A 20,701-nucleotide genomic window follows, 5' to 3' on the forward strand; every position below is an offset into this window, starting at 1 on the left:
GATGTCGTTCTTCAAAGAGTTCCGCGAGTTCGCGCTCAAAGGGAACTTCGTCGACCTCGCGGTCGGCGTCATCATCGGCGCGGCCTCCGGCAACGTCGTGAAGGCGCTCACGGACAAGGTCCTCATGCCGCCGATCGGCCTCATCACCGGCCGCGTCAACTTCAGCGAGCTGAAGTACGTGCTCCAGCCGGCGGAGACGGGGCCCGACGGCAAGGAGGTGGTGAAGGAGGTCGCGATCGGCTACGGCGCCGCGATCCAGTCGTTCATCGACCTGCTGATCATCGCGTTCATCGTGTTCTGGATCGTCCGCTTCATGCACCGCCTGCTGCACGAGAAGCCGCCCCCGCCGCCGGCGCAGGAGGTCCTCCTCACCGAGATCCGCGATCTGCTCAAGGCGAAGGACGCGAAGGCGGAGCCCGCGAAGGGCTAGATGCTGCGCTTCACGTCGCCCGGCATGTTCGGGTGGGCGAGGAGCATCTTCTTGAGCGCCACGTTCTTGCGGACGAACGGCTGCTTGATGAGGTGGGCGAGGAGGCCGGGCGGCGACGCGCCGAACTTCGCGACCGACTGAACGAACATCGCCGAGTTGATCGGGCGCCCGCAGAGGATGCCCGTCGTCTTCGCGTCGAAGGTGCACCCCGTCATCAGCGTGAGGCAGCGCGCCTCCGTGCGCTGGAGCAGCTCCGCGCGCTGCTCGGGCGGCGCGGTCCCCCACTTCTTCTTGAGGATGCCGCGCAGCTTCACGCGCGTCGTCTCCGGGATGTCGCGGTCGATCGCGAGCTTGTACGTGTGCAGCACCAGCTTCGCGTTCATGAGGCGGTTCAGCACCACGTCCGGGAGCTGCGGGTTGCGGAAGAGGCGCCGCTCGACGAGGCCGTCGCGGATCCAGTCGGCGCGCCGCGCGAGCATCTCGAGGCCGGTGCCGGTGCGATGGTGGAACGCGATGAGGCGGACGTGCTCGAGGGTGGTGGCCGTGTTCTCGAGGATCGCCGCGACCACGCGCGCCTCGGGATCGAAGCAGAGCGCGAGGAGGTCGGGCCCGCGGATCTCCTTCGCCCGCGCGATGCGCACGTCGATGGTCTGCTTGTGCCACACCTTCTCGTAGAGCTCGCGGTAGTTGCCCTCGCGCACCGCGATCGCGCCCGCGTCTTCATCGGGCGCGCTCGTGTCCGCCGGCGCGGCCTCTTCGGCGGGTGCGGCCTCTTCGGCGGGTGCGGCCTCTTCGTCGGGCGCGGGCGGCTCGGGCGGGGGAGGTTCTTCGAAGGCCTCCGCGAGCGCGGGCGTCATCTCGGGCAGCTCGTCGTCGGCGATCGGCTCGGGCTCGGGCTCCGGCTCGGGCGGGGGAGGAGGCGGCGGCGGGACGTAGTCGTCCTTCGGCTTCGGCGGCGGGCGGCGGACGATGCGCTCCGACGGCGCGGCCTCGGGGAGGTGGAGCGCGCCTGCTCCCGCGAGCTTCGCGACGAGGTCGCCCACGCGCTCGGCGCCGAGGCCGGTGACGTTGCCGAGATCGGCGAGGGTGAGCTGCCCGTCGACGCGCGCGAGCAAGAACCGCTCCTCGCGCGAGAGGCGCAGCCGCGCGGCGTTGACGCCGACGACCCTCGGCTTCCTGCTCCAGTGATCGCTCATCCGGCGGAGGCGATCTTAGCGTTCTTTGCGAGCTGTGACGGCGTCTTCGGGGTGTCCGGCTCGACGAAGACCCACCGGATCTCCGGCCGCTCTCTTCGGAGCGCCGCCTCGTACTCGTTGATGACGCTGCAGGCCTCCTCGATCGTGAGCGACGGGATGAACGCCATCTTCACGTGGACGAGGACCTCGCCCGGACCCTGCTGCATCGTCACGACGTTGAGGACACGCTCGAGCTGCGGGAGCTTCTTCGCGACCGCGTGCGCCGCCTCCGTGATCTCCGCCGGCGCCGCTTCGCCGAGGAGGAGCGAGCTCACCTCGATCGCGAGGAAGACCGCGACGCCGACGAGGACGAGGCCGATCGCGATGCTGCCGATCCCGTCCCAGCGTCCGTCGTTCGTGGTCGACGCGAGCGCGAGCGCGATCATCGCGAAGCCGAGGCCGAGGACGGCGGCGGAGTTCTCGCCGAACACGACGACGAGGTCGGAGTCGGTCGTGTCGCGGAGGTACTTGAAGAAGCGCTTCCCCTTCGCCCGCTTCTTCAGCTCCTTGACGTTCGAGAGCGTGGCCGAGCCCTCGAGCGCGAACGACACCACGAGGACGAGGATGCCGGCCCACACGTGCTCGACCGGCTCGGGGTGCATCACCTTGTGCACGCCCTCGTAGATCGAGAACGCCCCGCCGCCGCTGAAGAGGAGGAGCGCGACCATGAAGGACCAGAAGTAGAGCGCGCGGCCGTAGCCGAAGGGGTGCGTGTCGTCGGCCGGCTTCTGCGCCTGCTTCACGCCGACGAGGAGGAGGAGCTGGTTGCAGCAATCGGAGAAGGAGTGGAGCGCCTCCGCGAGCATCGCGCCCGACTTGGTGAAGAACGCCGCGACGGCCTTCACCGAGGCGATGATCAGGTTGACGACCAACGACTGGATGATGTGGCTCGTGTCGTCGTCTTTGTCTTCCTTCGCGTCCTTCTCAGGGGGCTCCTTTGGCTCGCTCATCGCCCGGCGGAGTATCGCTTAACCGCGGGAGGCATGCAGAGAAGCCGCTCCGGACGACGCTGCAGCGGTACGCGGGCTTGCATTCGAGGGGGCTCGTCTGGCCGCAGCCGACGACCGCGAGCGCGAGCTCGTCCGGATCCGCGACGACGGTCTTCACCTTCGTCGCGAAGTGCCGGGTCACCTTCGGCGTGGTCAGGTCGATGACCACGCGCTCCGTCGCGCCGTCCTCGCGGACGAGATCGAGCTCGAGCGGGAACGCGAAGCCGCCGGCCGGTCCCGTCGTCTGGAGCTGCTCGATCGTGACGTCGACGCCGTCGTCGTCGCCGCTCGACGCGTAGGACACCTTGAGCTCGGGGTGCCCCTCGCCGCGCACGAACGTCTCGAAGAAGCGGCGGAGGTCCTTCTTCGTCTCCGCTTCGAGCTCGCTCCGCAGCTGCTCGGTGTCGACCGCCTTCCCGAAGCCGTGGCGATCGAACCAGCCGCGGAGGAATTTCGCCCACGCCGCCTCGCCGACGATCTGCTCGAGCATGCGCACCGTGAGCGCGCCCTTCGCGTAGGGGATGCTGTCGAAGATCTCGAGGACGTCGATCTCCTCGCCGGCCGGCGCGAGCGGATGCGGGTCCACCTTGTCCTGCTTCAGCACGTCGGAGAGGTAGCCGCGCCAGTGCGCCTTGCCCGCTTCGGCGCCGTCGAGCCGCGCGATCGCGCGCGCGGTGAGGTACTCGGTGAAGCCCTCCGAGAGCCAGAGATCGTTCCAGCGCCGGAAGTGGACGAGGTTGCCGCTCCAGTGGTGCGCGAGCTCGTGGAAGGCGACCGCGCGCGCCTCCTTCGGATCGTCCGCGACGAAGAGCGTCTCGTCCATGCTCACGACCGACGCGTGCTCCATCCCGCCGCCGAAGATCGGCTCCTGGATGAACGTCGCGGTGCCCCAGCGATACGGGCCGACGAAGCCCTCGAAGTAGTCGAGCGCCGCGCCGAGATCGCCGAAGATGCTCTTCGCCTTCGGCTTGCCGCTCGCGTACGTGTACGACGCGATCGGCACCTTCGACGCCGATCTCGCTCGATCGACGTTCCAGCCCTCGTACGCCGCGACGTGGAAATCGTAGGTCGGCATCGGCGTGAGCGCTTCGTAGCGCCACGTGCGCCCGTTCGGCGCGTCGTCGGTGCGGACGTGTTTGCCGTTCGCGAGCACGGTGAACGTGGCGGGGAAGGTGGCGGCGAACGTCACCATCGCGGCGTCGCGCGGATGGTCGCGGAGCGGCAGCCAGCGCCGCGCCTTCGACGGCCAGCTCAGCGTCGTGAAGATGCGCGCGCCGTCCGTGTTCTTCTGCTTCACCATGAAGCCGCCGAACCCGGCGAAGTCGTCGGGGTCCTGGCCGTCGGCCTGGCGGATCGCGCCGTGGTAGGCGATGCGCGTCGAGAACGTGCTCCCTCGCTTCACCACCTCCGGCAGCGTCACGCGCAGCGTCGCGCCGTCGCGCGTGTGCTCCGCCGGACGCGCCCCGACGCTCACGTCGTCGATCTCGTTGCCGTCGAGATCGAGCGTGAGCTCGGTGAGGTCCTCCGTCGCGACGTACGTGCCCGTCACCGTCGCGCGGAACGACTCCTCGTTCGGCGTGTCGTCGACCGCGAGCTCGACCTCGTAGCCGAGCGCGTCGACCTCCGGCAGCGCCTCGTCGATCGCGCCCGCGCGGAAGCGGATCTCCGCGTCGTCGCCGGTCACCGCGCGGTCGGGCGCCGGCGACGCCCCGCACGCGACGGCGGCCGCGAGCGTGGCGAGGCAGACGAACGCGCGGGTCACGGCTCCCGTGACGCAGCCTCCGCGCCACGCGCAACCGTAGGAAATGATTGAGCTCGGGAGGTGTGTGGGTGGATCGGCGACAAGGTCGCCCGGAGCCTCTGCGATCCATCTGATCAGGCCGCGGGGAGACGGACGACGAACGTGGCGCCTCGTCCGGCCTCCGACGTGACGTCGATCGAGCCTCCGTGCTCCCGAACGATCGCGCGCGTGAGGAAGAGGCCGAGGCCGGAGCGATCGCGCGTCGTGAAGAACGCGTCGAAGACGCGCGCGAGGACGGGCGGCGGCATGCCGGGCCCCTCGTCGCGCACGGTCGCGACGATCGCGTCGCCGTCGCGCTTCACGCCGACGTCGAGCTTCACCCTCTTCCCCGTCGTCTTCGCGGCCTGGGCCGCGTTCACGAAGAGGTGGAGGAACGCCTGCGCGAGCCGGCCGGGGCTGCCGCGGACCGGCGCGGGACCTTCGACGTGCGCGCCGACCTCGAGCGAGGCGCGCATGGTGGAGCCGGCGATGCGGAGCGCGGAGCGGACCACGTCGCCGGTGTCGAAGGGCTCCGCGGTGGCGCCGCGCGAGAGCACGCGGAGATCGCGCGTGATGTCGCCGATGCGCTCGGCGCCCTCCTTGATGTCGTCGAGCATCGCGCGGAGCTCGCTCGGATCGAAGCCCGGCCGCGCGATCTCTTCCATCGCGGAGTGCGCGTTGCCGAGGAGGTACGTGAGCGGGCTCGCGATCTCGTGCGCGACACCTCCCGCGAGCTCGGCCACCGCCACGAGGCGATCGTTCGCGACCGCCTCCTCGATGCGCCTCGCGCGCGACCAACGGTGCTCGAGCGCGCGCTCGACGACGGCGCGGAGCTCGGCGCGATCGAGCGGCCGGCGGACGAAGTCGAACGCGCCGAGACGGACGTGTCGCACGACGTCGCCGTCGTCGCCGGCGGGGAGGACGACGACGACCTTGGTCCTCGGCGAGAGCTCGCGCGCGGCGCCGGCGTCTTCGACGAACGCGAGATCGAGCTCGGGATCGACCGCGTCGACGACCGTGCACGAGAGCGCCTCGAGCTCGGCGCGGAGCGCTCGATCGGTCGTCGCGACGAAGACGCTCGCGATCGGCATGTCATCCCTAACGGCCCGTCCGCGTGTCCCTTCAGAGCTCGGCGCGCGGGCCGTTCGTCGATCAGAGGCCGGTGACGGCGACGGGGGCGCGTGTCCCGACCGCTTGCCCGTTGCCGAGCTGGCCGCGATCGCCCGCGCCCCAGCACGTGATCGCGTCGGACGTCGTCGTCGCGCAGGTGTGCTCGGCGCCGGCGCCGATGCGGAAGCCGTCGGCGAGCCGCGCCACCGGGACGCTGCGCGGAACGGCGGTGCCCGCGTCGCGCTGGACGTCGTCGCCGAGCTGTCCGGCCTTGCCTTCGCCCCAGCACACGACCTGGCCGCCCGTCCGCACCGCGCAGGTGTGGTTGCGTCCGGACGCGATCGCGACCGCGTCGCGCAGATCGGCGACGGAGATCGGCGACGGGTTGGGGTTCGTGTTCGCCGCGCCGCTGCCGAGCTGGCCGACCTCGTTCGCGCCCCAACACAGCACCGAGCCGGTCTCCGTCAGCGCGCACGTCGAGCGCTCGCCGGCCGAGACGGCGACGGCCTTCGGCAGCGACGCGACCTCGACCGGCTCGAAGCTGCCCTGCGTCTTGCCGTTGCCGAGCTGGCCGTTGCCGCCTTCGCCCCAGCACAGCACCTTGCCGTCTTCGCCGCGCACCACGCAGACGTGGGCCTGCCCCGCGGAGATGCGCTCGATCCCGCTGAGCCCCGCCACCGCGCGCGGCGTCAGGCTCGGGCTCGTGTCGCCGGAGCCGAGCTGCCCGCTCCCGTTGCCGCCCCAGCACACGACGCTGCCGGCGCCGCGGAGCGCGCACGAGAAGTTGCCGCCGGCCGCGACCGCGAACGCGTTCGTGATGCCGCCGGCGACCTCGACTGGCGCGGGGCTGCGGTCGCCGCTCTTGCCGTTGCCGAGCTGACCGTCGAGGTTGTAGCCCCAGCACGAGAGCTTGCCGCTCACGTGCGCGACGCACGTGTGGACGCGGCCCGCCGCGATCGCGCGCGCGTCGGTGATCGACGTCACCGCCGCCGGCGTCGCGACCACGCTCGTGGTGGCGTCGGCCGCCGCGCCGAGGGTGCCGGTCTGGCCTTGCGAGTCGTCGCCCCAGCACTTCACCGTGCCGTCCGTCTTGCGCGCGCACGTGTGCGCTTCGCCGAGCACCACCGTCAGCTTGTTCTCCTGCGTCGCGCCGTCGACCGGCGGCGGGGGGGTGGTGTTGTCGTCGTCGTCGTCGTCGCCGACGACCTCGCCGGCGTCGTTCCGGTCTCTCTTCAGCTTCACCTCCGTGACGCCGACGATCTGGTTGCACGCGAACGTCGCGCCGGCCACGAGCACGCACGCGAACGCGACGTCTCGCGCGCGCGCGACGACGTTCACTGGAACGTGCCCCCGAGGACGAGCGAGCCCGGCCCGATGCCGACGCGGACCGGGCCGTGGCTCTTCGCCGAGCTGCCGCCGTCGCTCGCGGTGAAGAAGAGGACCGCGCCGCCGATGAGGAGCGCGCCGCCGGCGATGCTCGCGATCGTCGCGATGTTGCCCGAGCTCTTCGCCTGCGCGGCGAGGTTCACGCCGGTCTGATCGCACTCGTTGCCGTTGCAGTGCGTCTGCGCCTCCTTCCACTGCGACGACGTACGGAGGCCGAAGAACCCGCCGACGCCGAGGCCGATGACGCCCGCGCTCGCGACGACGACGCCGAGCGTCTTCTGTCCGCTCCAGCCCCGGCCTTGCTCCTTCGGCGGCTCGATGACCTTCGGTCCGTCGGTCTTCTCCTCCGGCGCGTCCTCGAGCGGAGGGATCTCCACGCTCGGCGTCTTGTTCTTCGTGTCGCTGACCTCGACCGTCGTCGTGAACGTCTTCTTGCCCTTCGCCGACGCCTCGAGCGTGTGCTTGCCCGCGTCGACGGGGATCGGCGTGCCGAGCGCGGCGGGATCGATCGTGTTGCCGTCGAGCTTCACGTCGATGTTCGTCGCCTTCGACTGGATCGAGAGCTTGATGAGGCGAGGCTCGAGCTTGTCGGCGCGCTCGCGTGCGGTCTGCTCGCGCGTGGGGCGGTTGAGCCGCTGCGCCATCGCGATCGCCTCGTGGAAGCGCGCCCACGCGCTCGCGAGCTGGTTGTTCTTCTCGTAGCAGTCGGCGAGGTTCAGCAGCGTGCCGATCGCGGGGGCGAGCTTCTGGCTCGCGAGGAACTTCGGACACGCCTCGCTGTACCGCTTCGACTCCATCGCCTTGCGCGCTTCCTGGAAGAGCGACTCCGCCGCTGCGGCCCCGCCTTCGCTGTCGCCGGCCTGCGTGACGGGCGCGACGAGGCACACGGCGAGAGCGAACGATGCAATGACGCAGCCCTGTTTCATGGCGTAAGCAGGCTAATCGCGTGTCGTCGGAATATCCTCACCCGATTTGGGCGCCGGGGAAGGACGTGGCGCGGGCGCCGGGCGCGACGCGGGGCGCGGAGCCGGCTGCGGCCGTCGCGGAGGTGGCTCGGCCTTCGGCACCCCGGTGGCGGGCGCGGCGGGCGTCGTGGGCGTCGCGGTGGGCAAGACCTCGGGCGCGGTCGGCGCCGGCGCGATCGCGGGCGGCGGCAGCACCGGCGCGATCGGCGCGGTCGTGAGCACCGGCGGCGGCGCGGCCGCGGCGGCGGCCATCGCGGCGCGCGCGGCGGCCTCCTCGCGCTCGCGGAGGTTGTTCGCCTGCCGGACCTTGGCGAACGTGAGCGAGCCGACGAGGAGGACCGCGAGCCCGAGCGCCGCGATGATCGTCGTCATGTGGCCGCGCGGCTTCAGCGCGCTGTGCGTGCCGGAGGCCCACGGCGACGCGGTGCCGCCGGTGTCGCTCGCGCCCGGCGGATGGCTGTTGCGCCCCGTGTTGCGCCCCGTGCTCCGGACCGAGTGCATGCTCGCCATACGCGGCTGGATCGGCGGCAGGTTCGGGCCGGTCGGGCCCGTGATCGGGGCGACGAGCGGATGCGAGACGTCGCTCCGGTTCGAGTGGGGCATCGCGACGACGGCGGCGATGCGATCGGCGCTCGCGCGCGCGCGCTCCGGCTCGACGCAGTACGGCGCGAGCTCGCGCGCGAGATCGGCGACGCTCGCGAAGCGAACGGCCGGGTCCTTCTGGAGGCAATGCGCGACGATCTCGGAGAAGCCGGGCGGGAGGTCCTTCCGGACCGAGGAGAGCGGCATCTCCTGCTCGTGCATGACCATCGTGAGCAGGCGGCCGAGCGTGTCGGCCTCGAACGGAGGGCGCCCCGCGACGAGGCGGTAGAGCACGACGCCGAGCGACCAGATGTCGGTGCGCCCGTCGACGGCGCGCGGGTCGCGCATCTGCTCGGGCGACATGAAGCGCGGGGAGCCGAGCATCGACGCGGTCCGCGTCATGTCGTGCTCGGACTCGCCGAACGGGTTCGTCTTCGAGATGCCGAAGTCGAGGACCTTCACGAGCGGGCTCCCCGCGGGGCCGCGCGTGACGAAGATGTTCGCGAGCTTGATGTCGCGATGGATGATGCCGAGCGAGTGCGCCTCCGCGAGCGCCTCGCAGGCCTGCAGCACGTACTCCGCGGCCTCGGGGACGGGGAGGACGTGGCGCTCCTTCGCCATCGCGGAGAGGTCCGCGCCGTCGAGGTACTCCATGACGATGTACGGCTCGCCGCCCTCGAGCGTGCCGACGTCGTAGACCTTCGCGACGTGCTCGTTCTTCAGCTTCACGACCGCCTTCGCTTCGCGGAGGAAACGAGCGGACGCTTCGGTGTTCTCGATCGCCCCCTTGCGGAGGAACTTCATCGCGACGAGCTGATCGAGCTGCAGGTGTCGCGCGGCGACGACGTAGCCCATGCCTCCGGCGCCGAGGACCTTCTCGACGCGATACTTCCCGGCGAGCACGTCGCCCGGCTTTACGGAGGCATTCGACATTGACGTCCCGACTGGAAGTGTACGCTCTCCGACGATGGACGAGCAACCCGATTAGCAGAGAAATTCCGAGTAGATGGAGCATCTTCGATCCACCAAGATCGAGTTGTCATGAGTAGGATGCTCACCCATGTCGACGAGCACGCTGGGACCACTGACCGTCCGCCGTTTCGTGAAGGGCGCGGAAACGCAGGACAAGCCGCCGCTCCACGTCGTCCTCCTGCACGGCTTCGGCGCGCCGGGGGACGACCTGGCGGGGCTCGCCGACGCCATCGACGTCCCTCCCGGCACGACGCTGGTGTTCCCGGAGGCGGTCCACGCGCTCGCGGAGATCACCGGCCAGCGGATGTACGGCGACGCGCGCGCGTGGTGGATGATCGACATGGTGCGCCTCCAGCTCGCGATGGCGTCGGGTCTCGAGCGCGACATGTCGAGCGAGGTTCCCGAAGGGCTCGCGGAGGCGCGCGCGGCGGTGAACGCGATGCTCGACGCGCTCGCGAAGGAGGCGCCCGACGCGCGGCTGATCCTCGGCGGCTTCTCGCAAGGCGCGATGCTCTCGCTCGACGTCGCGCTCCGCGATCCGTCGCGGAGGCTCGCCGGGCTCGTGCTCCTCTCCGGCACGCTCATCGCCGAAGCCGAATGGCGGCCGCTCCTCGAGGGACGGCGCGGGCTCCCCGTGTTCCAGAGCCACGGGCGGACCGATCCGATCCTCTCGTACGGGATGGCGGAGCGCCTCTCGTCGGTGCTGAAGGAGGGAGGCCTTGACGTCACGTTCGATCCGTTCTCGGGCCCGCACACGATCCCGCTCTCCACGCTCGGGCACTTGAGCGCATGGATCCGCGCGCGCGCTTGATATACGTTCGAACGTCCGAGCATGTGCGAGCTCCTTGGAATGGAGTGCAATGTCCCGACGGACATCGTGTTCTCGTTCTCGGGGCTCGCACTCCGGGGCGGCGTGCGTGGTCCGCACGCGGACGGCTGGGGCCTCGCGCTCTACGAGAAGCGCTCGGTGCGCACGTTCCTCGAGCCGTCGGCGGCGGCGAAGTCGCCGCTCGCGGAGTACATCCGGAAGAACCCGATCAAGACGCTGCTCGCGATCGCGCACGTGCGGAAGCGCACGCGCGGCCCGGTGAACCTCGCCAACACGCACCCGTTCGTCCGCGAGCTGTGGGGGCGTCACTTCACGTTCGCGCACAACGGCACGGTGAAGGGCGCGCGCAGGCTCTCGGCGGGGCGCTTCAGCCCGATCGGGACGACCGACAGCGAGCACGCGTTCTGCGCGTTGATGAACCGCCTCGAGCAGCGCTTCCCGAACGGCTACCCCGGCGCTCCCGCGCTCGCGCGCGCCGTCGCGAAGGCGGGCGCGGAGATCGGCGACCGCGGCACGTTCAACTTCCTCCTCGCCGACGGCGAGCAGCTCTTCGCCCGCTGCGCGACGAAGCTCACGTACATCATTCGCAAGGCGCCGTTCCGGAAGGCGACGCTCGCCGACGACGACATCGAGGTCGACTTCTCCACCGTGACGACGCCGAAGGATCGCGTCGCGGTGATCGCGACCGCGCCGCTGACGCGCGACGAGTCGTGGACGATCGGCGTGCCCGGAGAAATGTGGGTCTTTCGCAAGGGGCGCCTCGCGGAGACCCTCGCCTCGTGACGTCCGGACCGCCGCGCCGCACGACCGTCGCGATCAAGCGGGTGCTCGATCATCGTGACGTCAGCGTCGTCTACCAGCCGATCGTCGATCTCAAGACGAAGCGCATCTTCGCGTACGAGGCGCTCGTTCGCTCGAAGTCGGCGGACTTCAACGGCCCGATGGACCTCTTCGCCGCCGCGGTGAAGCACACCGTGACGGGCCAGCTCGGGCGCATCATCCGCGAGATGGCGGTCGAGGGCTGCCCCGGCCACCCGCTCTTCCTCAACATCCACCCCGCGGAGCTGAACGACAAGTTCGTGGTCCAGCCGGACGATCCGATCTTCCGTCACTCCGAGGACGTGTACCTCGAGATCACGGAAGGTGTACCGCTCTCGCATTTCCGTCTCTGCCAGAGCATCCTCGCGGAGGTCCGGCAGCGCGGCGTGTACCTCGTCGTCGACGACCTCGGCGCCGGCTACTCGAACCTCCGCTACATCGCCGACATCCAGCCGCGCGTGGTGAAGCTCGATCGCGATCTCGTCGCCGGCCTCCGCAAGGGCACGCGCATGTTCAAGCTCGTCGCCGCGATCGTGGTCCTCTGCCGCGAGCTCGACGCCCAGGTCGTCGCCGAGGGCATCGAGACGGTCGAGGAGCTCGAGGCCGTCCAGGAGGCCGGCGCCCGCTACGGCCAGGGCTACCTCCTCGCGCGCCCCGCCTTCCCCCCGCCCCCCATCACCTGGCCCGTCAACGTCACCCCCCGCGTCACCATGCGCAAGCTCGAACAAGTCCCGCCAAAGAAGAAATAGCTCTCAACGTCGGGGCTTCGCCCCGACACCCCACCCCAGACACGGCCCTCGCGCTGCGCGCTCGGGGCGCTTCGCGCCCGCTTTCGCGGCCGCTTCTGGGGCCCGGGCACGGCCGGCAGACATCTCGTCTTGGAGCGGGGGCTCCGACTTTACAAACCATTGATGCAGACGCGGTTGCGGCCGGACTTCTTGGCTTCGTAGAGCGCGCTGTCGGCGTCGCGAATGAGCTCGGAGGGCTGGGTCGCTTGCGCCTCCGGCAGCGCGGCGACGCCGACGCTGATCGTGACCGGGAGGCGCGTGCCCTGGTAGTCGAAGATCTCCTGCTCGACGCGCGCGCGGAGGCGCTCGCCGAGGACGCCGGCGTTGAGGAGCGGGATGCCGCGCGAGACGACCGCGAACTCCTCGCCGCCGTAGCGCGCGAGGACGTCCTCGGTGCGGATGGTCATCTGCGTGATGCGTGCAAGATGCACGAGCACCGCGTCGCCGGCGAGGTGGCCGTACGTGTCGTTGACCTTCTTGAAGTAGTCGACGTCGAACATCACCAAGGACAGCATCGTCTTGTGCCGCTTCGCGTAGGCGAACTCGGTCTCGAGGCGGTCCTGGAAAAACTTCTTGTTGTAACAGCGCGTGAGGCCGTCCCGCAGCGCGGCGTCCAGCATCTGCTGCTGGAAGCTCTCGTCGAGCTTGTCCTGATACGTGAATTTCAGCGTCGTCGTCGCGCCGAGGCGGATCTTGTCGCCCTCTTTCAGCACGTGATGCTGGATCATCTCGCCGTTCACGAGCGTGCCGTTCGCGCTCCCGAGGTCCTCGATGACGACCTGGCCGCCGATGGACAACACGCGGCAGTGACGCCGGGAGATACCGTCGTCGTTCAGTCGCAGCGTGGCGCTCGCGGCGCGGCCGATGACCACCTCGCCGTTTTCGAGCTTGTGCATTTCTCCGACGTTGGTGCCCTGCAAGACCACCAGATACGCGGCGACCTGCCGCCGTCGGGCGCGGAGCTCGGACTCGAGGCTGGCGAGGCTCGTGATCCGGGTCGCCTCTCCCTCGTCGCGATCGGCCGGCATGCTCGGCCGAGCTCGAAACGGGGGATCAGTCGCCATGACCTGTTAGGGTGCCGAGGTTTCGGAACAGGGTCAAGGACGGCAAACACCCACCCACATTCCACGTTGAAGTGTTCTCGCGCTCGCGTCTTGTCACGAGAGAAGGACGTGAAAGACTGTGTGGATGAGGCCTATTCCTCTTCTTCCTGTCGCGCTCGTCGCTCTCCTCTCCTCCGTGGGCTGCGAGACCAAGGACGTGCCGGCGACCCCGGACCCGGCCGCCGTCAACGGCGGCGGAGGCGAGAAGCCGAGGGGCACGACGGAAGAGGACACCGACAAGCCGCCGGTCGCGGCGACGTGCACCGGCGCGCCCGGCTCGATCTATGCGCTCTCCGTGAAGCGCCTCGGCGCGGAGGAGGAGAAGCTCTGCGCGTACGAGGGATCGGTCATCCTCATCGTGAACGGCGCCTCGAACTGTGGGTACACCGCGCAGTACGAGCCGCTCCAGGGTCTCTACGAGAAGTACAAGGAGACGGGGCAGAAGTTCGTCGTGCTGGGCTTCCCGTCGGACTCCTTCAACCAGGAGCTCGCCGACGACAAGGAGGTCAGCGAGTTCTGCACCGACGAGTACGGCATCACGTTCCCGCTCTTCACGATCGGACCGGTCATCGACGACACGGCGAAGAACGTCGTCGCGCAGCCGGTGTACAAGTGGCTCGCGTCGCAGCCCGGCATGTCGGACCCGGTCTCGTGGAACTTCGAGAAGTTCCTCGTCTCGAAGGACGGCAAGGTCGTCAAACGCTGGGCCCGCGACGTCGTCCCGAACGAGGGCAGCGACATCGACAACACCATCTCCGCCGAGCTCGCTAGGAGCCCGTAGGACATAGAATTTTTCTACCAGCCGTCGTGGTGTGCGGAACAAACGCACCGCGACAGGTTGTATGCGAAGCGCCGATTTTGGCCTTTGCGCTACACGCTCCTAGGTAAGCCTTCACGTCGAGGCCTTCGCCCGTTGCACACCAACGCTGCGTGAGCCCCGGGGCCCCAGAAGCGGCCGCGCAAGCGGGCGCGAAGCGCCCCGAGCGCGAAGCGCGAGGGCCGTGTCTGGGGTGGGGTGTCGGGGCGAAGCCCCGACGTTGAGTGCGGGGATGAAGCGGTCGTGGGTGTCGTCGAAGGCGAGGAGTTTTGCGTTCGGGATGTCGAACCACCAGGCGTGGAGGGTGAGCTCGCCGCGGCGTTCGCGGCGCGCGACGTGCTCGTACGTGCGGAGGTTGTCGAGCTGCCGTCGCGCGTTGATCTGCGAGAGCTGATCGACCGGCGCGTACGACGGATCGTACGGTCCTCGCTCCGTCCAGATCGCGAGCGACGCGGCGGCGGGCGTGAGCCAGCGCTGGAGATGCTCCGGCGCCACGTCGCCCATCACCGCTTGCATGCCGCCGCAGCCGGAGTGGCCGCACACGACGATCTCGCGGACGCCGAGCACCTCCGTCGCGTACCAGACCGCCGACGCGACGCTCACGTCCGCGCCGTGTCCGTCGTCGCAATGGGGATGCACGAGGTTCGCGACGTTGCGGACGACGAAGAGATCGCCGGGCCCGGCGGAGGCGACCAGGTGCGGGACCACGCGACTGTCGGCGCAGCCGATGAACATCGCGAGCGGGTCCTGCCCGCTCGCGAGCTCGGCGAAGCGCGCGCTGTAGCGCGGCCGCTGGAGGGTTTCATAGCGACGGATCCCATCGTTGAGCGACTTCACGGTTCGGGAGCCACTTCAATCCTCGTGCCTTCGCGCGCCGCGGCGCGATCTCCCCGCGATCGTGCGCTTTCGCGCTACGGCCGCGTTCGCCGTCGTCGGCCGCGCCCGACGCTGCGACGTCGGCGGCCTCCGACACGGAAAAATAGGCGCGAAATAGCGCGGCAGCATTTGCGCGCGTGTCTAAGATCCGAGGCCGATGCCGTCCACCCTCGCGACCCGGATGCCGTCCACCCTCGCGACCCGGCTCGGGATTACGCACGGCGCGCTCGTTGTCGTCCTCGCTGTGCTCCTCGTCGTCACGCTGCAAGGGCTCGTGCGTATGCTCGGCGTGATGACGGTCATCCGCGACCAGCGCCTCTCCTCGCTCGACGCCGAGGAAGAGCTCCATCGCGCGGCGTGGCAGGTCGAGGTCGCGCTCCGCCACGGACGCAACGACTGCGTGGAGGGGAAGTCGGAGGTCCCGCTTCGCCAGCACCTCGCCGAGGCGCGCGCGCAGTTCGAGGAGGTGAGCACGCGGACGGCGACCGAGGTCGCGCCCGCGCTCCGCGACGTCGCCGCGAAGTACAAGACGTTCGCCGACGACGCGCTCGCCGGCGGCACGTGCGCCTTCCTCACGCGTCAGAGCTCGGACGAGCGGCGCCTTCGCCTCGACGAGGAGCTGACCGACACGTGGATCGATCGCCTGCAGGACGTGCACACCGACATCGAAGCGAAGGAGGCTCGCGCGCGCGACATCGGCAGCCGCACGACGCGGAGCGGCCTCATCGTCGCGGCGGTGGGCGCGATCGCCGCCGTCATCGTCGTGCGCTGGACGGCCGCGAGCGTCACGCGACCGATCGCGCGGCTCGCGGCGGCCGCGCGGCGCCTCGGGGAAGGGGAGTTCACGCCGATCGCGTCGGTCGGCGGCCCACACGAGGTGGAGGCGCTGCGCCTCGATCTCGAGCGAACGCGCGAGAAGCTGCTCGGGCTCGATCGCATGAAGCAGAGCTTCCTCGCGAGCGTCTCCCACGAGCTGCGCTCGCCGCTCGGCCGCCTCCGCGAGGCCCTCGCGCTCCTCTCCGACGGGACGGTGGGCGATCTCAGCGCGCAGCAGAAGCGCGTCGTCACCCTCGCGAGCCGCGCGTGCGAGCAAGAGGTGCGCATCGTCGAGGCGCTGCTCGACATGACGCGCATCGGCTCGGGCATGCCGGTGCAGCGCGAAGCGGGCTGCGACATCGTGCGGATCATCGAGGCCGCGGCGGAGGCCGAGCGGCCCGAGGCGACGGCGCGCGGCGTCACGATCGAGGTCGACGCGGCGGGGACCTTCCCGAGCATGACGCTCGACAGCGCGCTCGTGGAGCGCGCGATCGCGAACCTGGTCCGCAACGCGGTGTCGGTCTCGCCGAAGGCGAGCAAGGTCCGCGTCGTCGCGACGCTCGACGACGGCCGCGTCCGCATCGACGTGCACGACAACGGACCGGGCCTCGATCCGGAGCTCGCGGACAAGCTCTTCCAGCCGTTCAACGCCGTCGCGGTGAAGGCGGCGGGGCGCCCGGCCGGCATCGGCATCGGCCTCTCGATCGTGCGCGAGGTCGCGCGCGCGCATCACGGCGACGTCGCGGTCTCGCGCGAAGCCGACACCACGACGTTCCGCCTCGAAATCGCCACGGAGCAAACATGAGCGACGTCCCTCACGTCCTGTTGGTCGACGACGATCAGGAGCTCTGCGAGCTCCTCTCCATCCGCATCGAAGCCGCCGGCTACCGGATCTCGGTCGAGCACGACGTGAAGGGCGCGCTCGCCCGCGTCGGCCGCGAGCAGTTCGACTGCGTGCTCCTCGATCTCCGCCTCGGCAACGAGAACGGCTTCGACGTCCTCGACGGCGTCGCGAAGCGGAGCGCGGAGATGCCCGTCATCATGATCACGGCGCACGGCACGATCGACCTCGCGGTCGAGGCGATGAAGAAGGGCGCGACCGGCTTCGTCACGAAGCCGTTCCACGATCACGACCTCCTCCAGAAGGTGAAGCAGACGATCGAAGCGAGCCGCATGCGCCGCGAGCTCGCCGGCCTGCGCCGCCTCGTCGGCGCGCCGGACGATCGAACGCGCCTCGTCGGCGTGAGCCCCGCGATCGAGCGCGTGCGCGAGATGATCGCGCTCGTCGCCGGCTCCGACAGCACGGTCCTCATCCTCGGCGAGTCGGGCACCGGCAAGGAGCTCGTCGCGCGCTGCATCCGCGCGCTCTCTTCGCGCAAGGACGGCCCCTTCGTCGCCGTGAACTGCGCGGGCCTCTCCGCGGAGCTCCTCGAGAGCACGCTCTTCGGCCACAAGCGCGGCGCGTTCACGGGCGCGGTCGCGGATCGGGAGGGCCTCTTCGGCGCGGCGAAGAAGGGCACCCTCTTCCTCGACGAGATCGGCGAGACGCCGCTCGAGGTGCAGGCGAAGCTGCTCCGCGTCCTCCAAGAACGCCGCTACACCGCGGTCGGCTCGACGATGGAGCAGGAGGCGGACGTGCGCATCATCGCGGCGACGAACCGCGACCTCCGGCAAGAGATCGCGGAGAAGCGCTTCCGCGAGGACCTCTTCTACCGCCTGCACGTCGTCCCGATCGCGATGCCGCCGATCCGCGATCGCGCCGACGACATCCCGCTCCTCGCGGAGATGTTCCTCGAGCGCGCGGCGGCGCGGATGAACCGCCCCGCGCCGAAGCTCGGGCAGCGCGCGCTCGCGGTCCTCACCGCCCATCCGTGGCCGGGCAACGTGCGCGAGCTCGAGAACGTGATGGAGGCGGCGGTGCTCCTCTGCCGCTCCGACGAGCTCGACGTGAACCACCTGCCCGGCATCGGCACCGCGACCTCTCCCGCGCCGGCGGGCGGCCTCTCGGACATCGCCCGCGGCTCGGAGGCGATGTTCGCGCCCTACCTCCCCGCGAGCGCGCCCGCTCCGCCCCCGCTCCGCGAGGCCCGCGACGCCTTCGAGCGCGCCTACGTGCACGCGATCCTGAAGCGCTCCGGCGGCAACGTCACCGCCGCCGCGAAGCTGGCCGAGCGCAACCGCACCGACTTCTACGACCTCATGCGCCGCCACGGCGTCACCCCGCGCCGCGACTGAGGCTCAGGCGGGGCGGTATTCGTTCCAGTACTCTTCCAGGTGGTCTTCGTAGTCGGCGTCGAAGGAGACGATCTCGTTCAGGAAGGTGGTCCCCTTCGCGGTGAGGACGTCCGAGTCCAAGACGAAGCCCTCGTGCACTCCGTCGCGCGCGTACGAATCGAGGCCGGCTTTGTTCAGGAGCTTCTTCTGTTTGAAGAACTTCATGCTCTGGTCGATCTTGTCGACGACGTGAGCCCTGATCTTGGGTGAAAACATCCTTGGAGACCCGTACCAACGGTACTTCGGGTCCACCTGTTTGGCCTTGTGCAGCGCCTCCAGGATGTTCTCCATCGCGACGCACGTGGGGGAGCTCCCCGTCATCTTGGACTTGTCGATCTTCAGCGACGTGGGGAGAGCTCTCTGGCCGACCACCTTCCAGGCCCCCCATCCGACACCAGTGAGTTGAACGGCCAGGTGTCGTCCCCAATGAGGGTGCCGGAGATAGCTCGAAGGGGTCACCTCGGCGTCGAACCGTACCTTGGTCGAGAAGTGCGGGAGGACGCCGATGACGCCGCTGTCTCTACGGCTCACCTCGAGCACGTGCACCAAGGCGTAGCCGCGCTTGCCGAAGGGGACGGCGATCACGTCCCCCGGCGTCGGCTTCTTCCCGTCCGAGGCGGCGCTCCGTCCCATGGCTCGACCATACACCGAGCGGCCCTACTCCGCCGTCACCGTGACGCCGGAGAGGGCGATCATCGCGTCGCGCTTGGTGCCCTTCGCGACGAAGTCCTGGACCGTGCGCGCGAGCGTGGACGACACGAGCGCGATGAGCGGCAGGTGCTCGCCGCCCTCGCACGTCGCCTGTCCGGGCGCGCCTTCCTCGTCGGCGACGAAGCGCTCGTCCCACCGCACGAGCCCGAAGGTCCCGTCGGCGGAGACGGCCGCGTGCACGAGCGGCTTGTCCGCGGCGCGCGCCCAGGTCGAGAGCGTGCGCCGCGACTTCGCGTTGTCGAACGCGTCGACGACGAGGTCCGCGTTCCCGCAGAGCGTCGCGACGTTCGTCTCTTCGACGCGCACGCCGAACGACTCCGCCTTCACGCCCCAGAAGTTCGCGAGCTGCAGCTTGAGCGCCTCGGCCTTGTTCTTCCCGACCGACGGCTTCACGAACGCCTGCGAGAGGCAGTTCTTCGACTCGACGCGGTCGAAGTCGACGAGCACGAGCTGCGCCTCGAGGTTCCGGCAGAGGACGACGGCGTTGGAGCCCAGCGCCCCGACCCCACAGAAAACGATGCGCTTCATGCTCGCCTCCTTTCAGGCGAAGTCAGCAGCCGAAGGGGACCTTCGGGCGCAGGTAGATCCGACGGCCGCCCTGCGGCGTGTCGAAGCGGTCGACGACGTAGTCGTCGAAGGCGTTGTCGCGCAGGTGCGCGACCTGGAGACCGCGGACGCCGCCGGAGCGGACGACCTCGATCGCGATGCGACGAACGTCCCGATCGTTGAGCTGGTAGTCGACGTCGAGCGGGTAGTCGGCGGAGAGACCGTTGTAGGTGATGTTGAGGACTGCCTGGTTCATGGGATCTTCTCTTTCTCGGACCGCTCCGCCACAGCCGGCCGGGCTTTATCTCTGCTCATTCCGGAGGCCATCCGCAAGAGGGCGGCCCACCACGGCTCCGCGCCGGAGAGCACTTCGTCCGGCGCGGGCGGGCCCTCGTCCGAGGCGAGCCTCTGCACGCGGCGCACGATGCCGTGCGGCGCGACGACCGCGAACGTCATCGGCTTGCCGAGCGCCGAGACGAGCGCCGCCATCGTCGTCTCGTCCTCGCGCGAGAACGCGAGCGGGCCGACCGGGTGCGAGTGCACGATCTCGGCGATCCGATCGCGGCGCGACCAGATCGCCTCCCAGCGCGCGCGCGAGTCCGGGAGGAGCACCGGGCTGTCGGAGGCGTCCGACCAGAGCACGTTCTGGTTGTCGTCGACGAGGAGGAAGACTTCACGCATGGGATTCGAATCGTTGTCACGCTAGCGGCGCGTGATGACGAGGACGTCGTCCTCGATCGCCTCGCGGATGACGCCCGGGAGCGCATCGAGGGTGATGAGCTCGTCCGCGCCCGCGAGGCAGACGCCCGAGTCGTAGACGTGGAGCGTGATCGCGTCGACCACGCTGATGAAGCGCTCGCTCATGAACATGAACGTCACTTCGACGTTGCCGTTGCCGAGGTTGCGGCACGAGAGCATGCGCGCGTCCGCGGCGGCGAGGGTCTCCTCCGCGCGCAACGCGGCGTTGTCGACGGACGGCTGATGACGCGCGGGCGTGCGGTACGCGACGACCTCGCGCGGCCGCTGGCCGGCGAGGATCGCGTGGATGCGCGCGCGCTCCATCTCCTCGGCGCGGCGCGCGTCGAGGGCGACGAGGAACGGACGCGCCGCGGGCTCGCCTTCGTCGGCGACGCGACGGGCGGCGGACAGCGCTTCGCGCACGCTGACGTCGACGCCGACGTCGCGCGCGACCGCCGACGCGAGCGCGACGCCGTACGCGGTGCGGAGCGTGAGGGCGGCCCCTTTCAGCTCGCCGAGCGCTTCCTTCTGTTCGAGCTTGAGGCGAGCGGCTTCTTCCGGCTCGCCGTCGAAATCGAGCGACTCGAACACGAGATCGCCCGAGTGCCAGCGCCGCGCGCGCACGAGCGCAAGCGGCGGCGGCTCCTCCGCGGGCAGGAGCTCGATGCGCTCCGCGCGGGTCTTGAGCTCGCTCGACACGAGCCACCCGCGCACGTGATGACCACGCACGCGCGGGAGCCCTTCGAGCGCCGGCGAATCCACCGCCTCGATCGCGCGGGCGTTGCGGCCCTTGATCTCGAAGCGGTGGAAGCCGGGGGGCGGACGAGGCTCGTCCACGCGCACCCGCCGGTCCTTGCCATAGGCAAAGGGCCCGCCGAGGTACGCGAGGACGGCCTCCTCCTTCTTGTTCAGGAACTTCCCGTAATCCAAGCTCG

21 protein-coding genes are annotated in these 20,701 nt (G+C 69.9%); 7 read left to right on the plus strand and 14 right to left on the minus strand.

The features are described 5' to 3' along the window. Window position 1 precedes the first annotated feature (1 nt). The gene (mscL, locus tag KF837_28400; GenBank protein MBX3231278.1) at window positions 2-430 is read left to right on the plus strand and encodes a large-conductance mechanosensitive channel protein MscL; all 429 of its coding nucleotides are present in this window, start codon (window positions 2-4) and stop codon (window positions 428-430) included. Here the strand turns inward: mscL and KF837_28405 are convergent. From KF837_28405 to KF837_28435, 7 genes are all read right to left on the minus strand, one after another. Beyond that, a complete protein-coding gene (locus KF837_28405; GenBank protein MBX3231279.1) occupies window positions 427-1,626 on the minus strand; it encodes a hypothetical protein in 1,200 nt (399 codons plus the stop codon). The two genes, mscL and KF837_28405, sit on opposite strands and share 4 nt — an antisense overlap. Next, complete coding sequence (locus KF837_28410; GenBank protein ID MBX3231280.1) at window positions 1,623-2,615, minus strand: cation transporter; 993 nt, start codon at window positions 2,613-2,615, stop codon at window positions 1,623-1,625. The genes KF837_28405 and KF837_28410 overlap by 4 nt, the downstream gene beginning before the upstream one ends. After that, entirely contained in the window at window positions 2,590-4,416 is a 1,827-nt protein-coding gene (locus tag KF837_28415; protein ID MBX3231281.1) for a M1 family metallopeptidase, read from the minus strand. The genes KF837_28410 and KF837_28415 overlap by 26 nt, the downstream gene beginning before the upstream one ends. 113 nt (window positions 4,417-4,529) lie before the next feature. Further along, window positions 4,530-5,525 (minus strand): hypothetical protein, encoded by a 996-nt coding sequence (locus KF837_28420; GenBank protein ID MBX3231282.1) that lies wholly within the window; start codon window positions 5,523-5,525, stop codon window positions 4,530-4,532. Between the two features lie 61 nt (window positions 5,526-5,586). Then, a complete protein-coding gene (locus KF837_28425) occupies window positions 5,587-6,882 on the minus strand; it encodes a hypothetical protein (protein MBX3231283.1) in 1,296 nt (431 codons plus the stop codon). Next, the gene (locus KF837_28430) at window positions 6,879-7,856 is read right to left on the minus strand and encodes a hypothetical protein (GenBank protein ID MBX3231284.1); all 978 of its coding nucleotides are present in this window, start codon (window positions 7,854-7,856) and stop codon (window positions 6,879-6,881) included. The genes KF837_28425 and KF837_28430 overlap by 4 nt, the downstream gene beginning before the upstream one ends. Window positions 7,857-7,868: 12 nt before the next feature. Beyond that, on the minus strand, window positions 7,869-9,410 hold the full coding sequence (locus KF837_28435) for a serine/threonine protein kinase (GenBank protein ID MBX3231285.1): 1,542 nt from the start codon (window positions 9,408-9,410) through the stop codon (window positions 7,869-7,871). Between the two features lie 127 nt (window positions 9,411-9,537). On the opposite strand from KF837_28435, the gene KF837_28440 reads away from it, so the two are divergent. From KF837_28440 to KF837_28450, 3 genes are read left to right on the plus strand one after another with little or no spacing between them, the layout of a single operon-like run. Beyond that, window positions 9,538-10,260 carry a phospholipase gene (locus tag KF837_28440; protein ID MBX3231286.1) on the plus strand — a complete coding sequence of 241 codons (723 nt, stop codon included), beginning with the start codon at window positions 9,538-9,540 and terminating at the stop codon, window positions 10,258-10,260. A gap of 21 nt (window positions 10,261-10,281) precedes the next feature. Next, window positions 10,282-11,061: a class II glutamine amidotransferase gene (locus KF837_28445; protein MBX3231287.1), complete on the plus strand. Its 780-nt coding sequence runs from the start codon at window positions 10,282-10,284 to the stop codon at window positions 11,059-11,061. Next, entirely contained in the window at window positions 11,058-11,846 is a 789-nt protein-coding gene (locus tag KF837_28450; GenBank protein MBX3231288.1) for an EAL domain-containing protein, read from the plus strand. The genes KF837_28445 and KF837_28450 overlap by 4 nt, the downstream gene beginning before the upstream one ends. A 149-nt stretch (window positions 11,847-11,995) precedes the next feature. Here the strand turns inward: KF837_28450 and KF837_28455 are convergent, their stop codons facing one another. Next, window positions 11,996-12,913 (minus strand): GGDEF domain-containing protein, encoded by a 918-nt coding sequence (locus KF837_28455; protein MBX3231289.1) that lies wholly within the window; start codon window positions 12,911-12,913, stop codon window positions 11,996-11,998. 211 nt (window positions 12,914-13,124) lie between these two features. Here KF837_28455 and KF837_28460 point away from each other — a divergent pair, with 211 nt between their 5' ends. After that, window positions 13,125-13,769 (plus strand): glutathione peroxidase, encoded by a 645-nt coding sequence (locus tag KF837_28460; protein ID MBX3231290.1) that lies wholly within the window; start codon window positions 13,125-13,127, stop codon window positions 13,767-13,769. A 111-nt stretch (window positions 13,770-13,880) separates the two neighbouring features. On the opposite strand, the gene KF837_28465 is transcribed toward KF837_28460, so the two are convergent. Beyond that, on the minus strand, window positions 13,881-14,642 hold the full coding sequence (locus tag KF837_28465) for a carbonic anhydrase (protein ID MBX3231291.1): 762 nt from the start codon (window positions 14,640-14,642) through the stop codon (window positions 13,881-13,883). 196 nt (window positions 14,643-14,838) lie between these two features. Here KF837_28465 and KF837_28470 point away from each other — a divergent pair, with 196 nt between their 5' ends. Further along, window positions 14,839-16,302 carry a HAMP domain-containing histidine kinase gene (locus KF837_28470; GenBank protein ID MBX3231292.1) on the plus strand — a complete coding sequence of 488 codons (1,464 nt, stop codon included), beginning with the start codon at window positions 14,839-14,841 and terminating at the stop codon, window positions 16,300-16,302. Beyond that, window positions 16,299-17,732: a sigma-54-dependent Fis family transcriptional regulator gene (locus tag KF837_28475; protein MBX3231293.1), complete on the plus strand. Its 1,434-nt coding sequence runs from the start codon at window positions 16,299-16,301 to the stop codon at window positions 17,730-17,732. Before KF837_28470 ends, KF837_28475 begins: the two co-directional genes overlap by 4 nt. A gap of 3 nt (window positions 17,733-17,735) precedes the next feature. Here the strand turns inward: KF837_28475 and KF837_28480 are convergent, their stop codons facing one another. The 5 genes from KF837_28480 to KF837_28500 are packed head-to-tail and all read right to left on the minus strand — an operon-like array spanning window position 17,736 to window position 20,696. Next, a complete protein-coding gene (locus tag KF837_28480) occupies window positions 17,736-18,404 on the minus strand; it encodes a hypothetical protein (GenBank protein ID MBX3231294.1) in 669 nt (222 codons plus the stop codon). Window positions 18,405-18,428: 24 nt separating this feature from the next. Further along, entirely contained in the window at window positions 18,429-19,010 is a 582-nt protein-coding gene (locus KF837_28485) for a ThiF family adenylyltransferase (protein MBX3231295.1), read from the minus strand. A gap of 22 nt (window positions 19,011-19,032) precedes the next feature. Then, window positions 19,033-19,284, minus strand: coding sequence for a hypothetical protein (locus KF837_28490; protein MBX3231296.1), 252 nt, complete (start codon window positions 19,282-19,284; stop codon window positions 19,033-19,035). Next, window positions 19,281-19,709, minus strand: coding sequence for a Mov34/MPN/PAD-1 family protein (locus tag KF837_28495; protein ID MBX3231297.1), 429 nt, complete (start codon window positions 19,707-19,709; stop codon window positions 19,281-19,283). Before KF837_28495 ends, KF837_28490 begins: the two co-directional genes overlap by 4 nt. A gap of 21 nt (window positions 19,710-19,730) precedes the next feature. Beyond that, window positions 19,731-20,696: a hypothetical protein gene (locus tag KF837_28500; GenBank protein ID MBX3231298.1), complete on the minus strand. Its 966-nt coding sequence runs from the start codon at window positions 20,694-20,696 to the stop codon at window positions 19,731-19,733. Between the last annotated feature and the right edge of the window lie 5 nt (window positions 20,697-20,701).

The organism is Labilithrix sp. (genome assembly GCA_019637155.1).
Classification (GTDB): Bacteria; Myxococcota_A; Polyangia; order Polyangiales; family Polyangiaceae; genus Labilithrix.

Excerpts from the sequence above, each read along its gene's own strand:
- mscL (MBX3231278.1), top strand. The coding sequence starts at position 2 with ATGTCGTTCTTCAAAGAGTTCCGCGAGTTCGCGCTCAAAGGGAACTTC.
- KF837_28405 (MBX3231279.1), bottom strand. The coding sequence starts at position 1,626 with ATGAGCGATCACTGGAGCAGGAAGCCGAGGGTCGTCGGCGTCAACGCC.
- KF837_28410 (MBX3231280.1), bottom strand. The coding sequence starts at position 2,615 with ATGAGCGAGCCAAAGGAGCCCCCTGAGAAGGACGCGAAGGAAGACAAA.
- KF837_28420 (MBX3231282.1), bottom strand. The coding sequence starts at position 5,525 with ATGCCGATCGCGAGCGTCTTCGTCGCGACGACCGATCGAGCGCTCCGC.
- KF837_28430 (MBX3231284.1), bottom strand. The coding sequence starts at position 7,856 with ATGAAACAGGGCTGCGTCATTGCATCGTTCGCTCTCGCCGTGTGCCTC.
- KF837_28435 (MBX3231285.1), bottom strand. The coding sequence starts at position 9,410 with ATGTCGAATGCCTCCGTAAAGCCGGGCGACGTGCTCGCCGGGAAGTAT.
- KF837_28440 (MBX3231286.1), top strand. The coding sequence starts at position 9,538 with ATGTCGACGAGCACGCTGGGACCACTGACCGTCCGCCGTTTCGTGAAG.
- KF837_28445 (MBX3231287.1), top strand. The coding sequence starts at position 10,282 with ATGTGCGAGCTCCTTGGAATGGAGTGCAATGTCCCGACGGACATCGTG.
- KF837_28455 (MBX3231289.1), bottom strand. The coding sequence starts at position 12,913 with ATGCCGGCCGATCGCGACGAGGGAGAGGCGACCCGGATCACGAGCCTC.
- KF837_28470 (MBX3231292.1), top strand. The coding sequence starts at position 14,839 with ATGCCGTCCACCCTCGCGACCCGGATGCCGTCCACCCTCGCGACCCGG.
- KF837_28475 (MBX3231293.1), top strand. The coding sequence starts at position 16,299 with ATGAGCGACGTCCCTCACGTCCTGTTGGTCGACGACGATCAGGAGCTC.
- KF837_28480 (MBX3231294.1), bottom strand. The coding sequence starts at position 18,404 with ATGGGACGGAGCGCCGCCTCGGACGGGAAGAAGCCGACGCCGGGGGAC.
- KF837_28485 (MBX3231295.1), bottom strand. The coding sequence starts at position 19,010 with ATGAAGCGCATCGTTTTCTGTGGGGTCGGGGCGCTGGGCTCCAACGCC.
- KF837_28490 (MBX3231296.1), bottom strand. The coding sequence starts at position 19,284 with ATGAACCAGGCAGTCCTCAACATCACCTACAACGGTCTCTCCGCCGAC.
- KF837_28495 (MBX3231297.1), bottom strand. The coding sequence starts at position 19,709 with ATGCGTGAAGTCTTCCTCCTCGTCGACGACAACCAGAACGTGCTCTGG.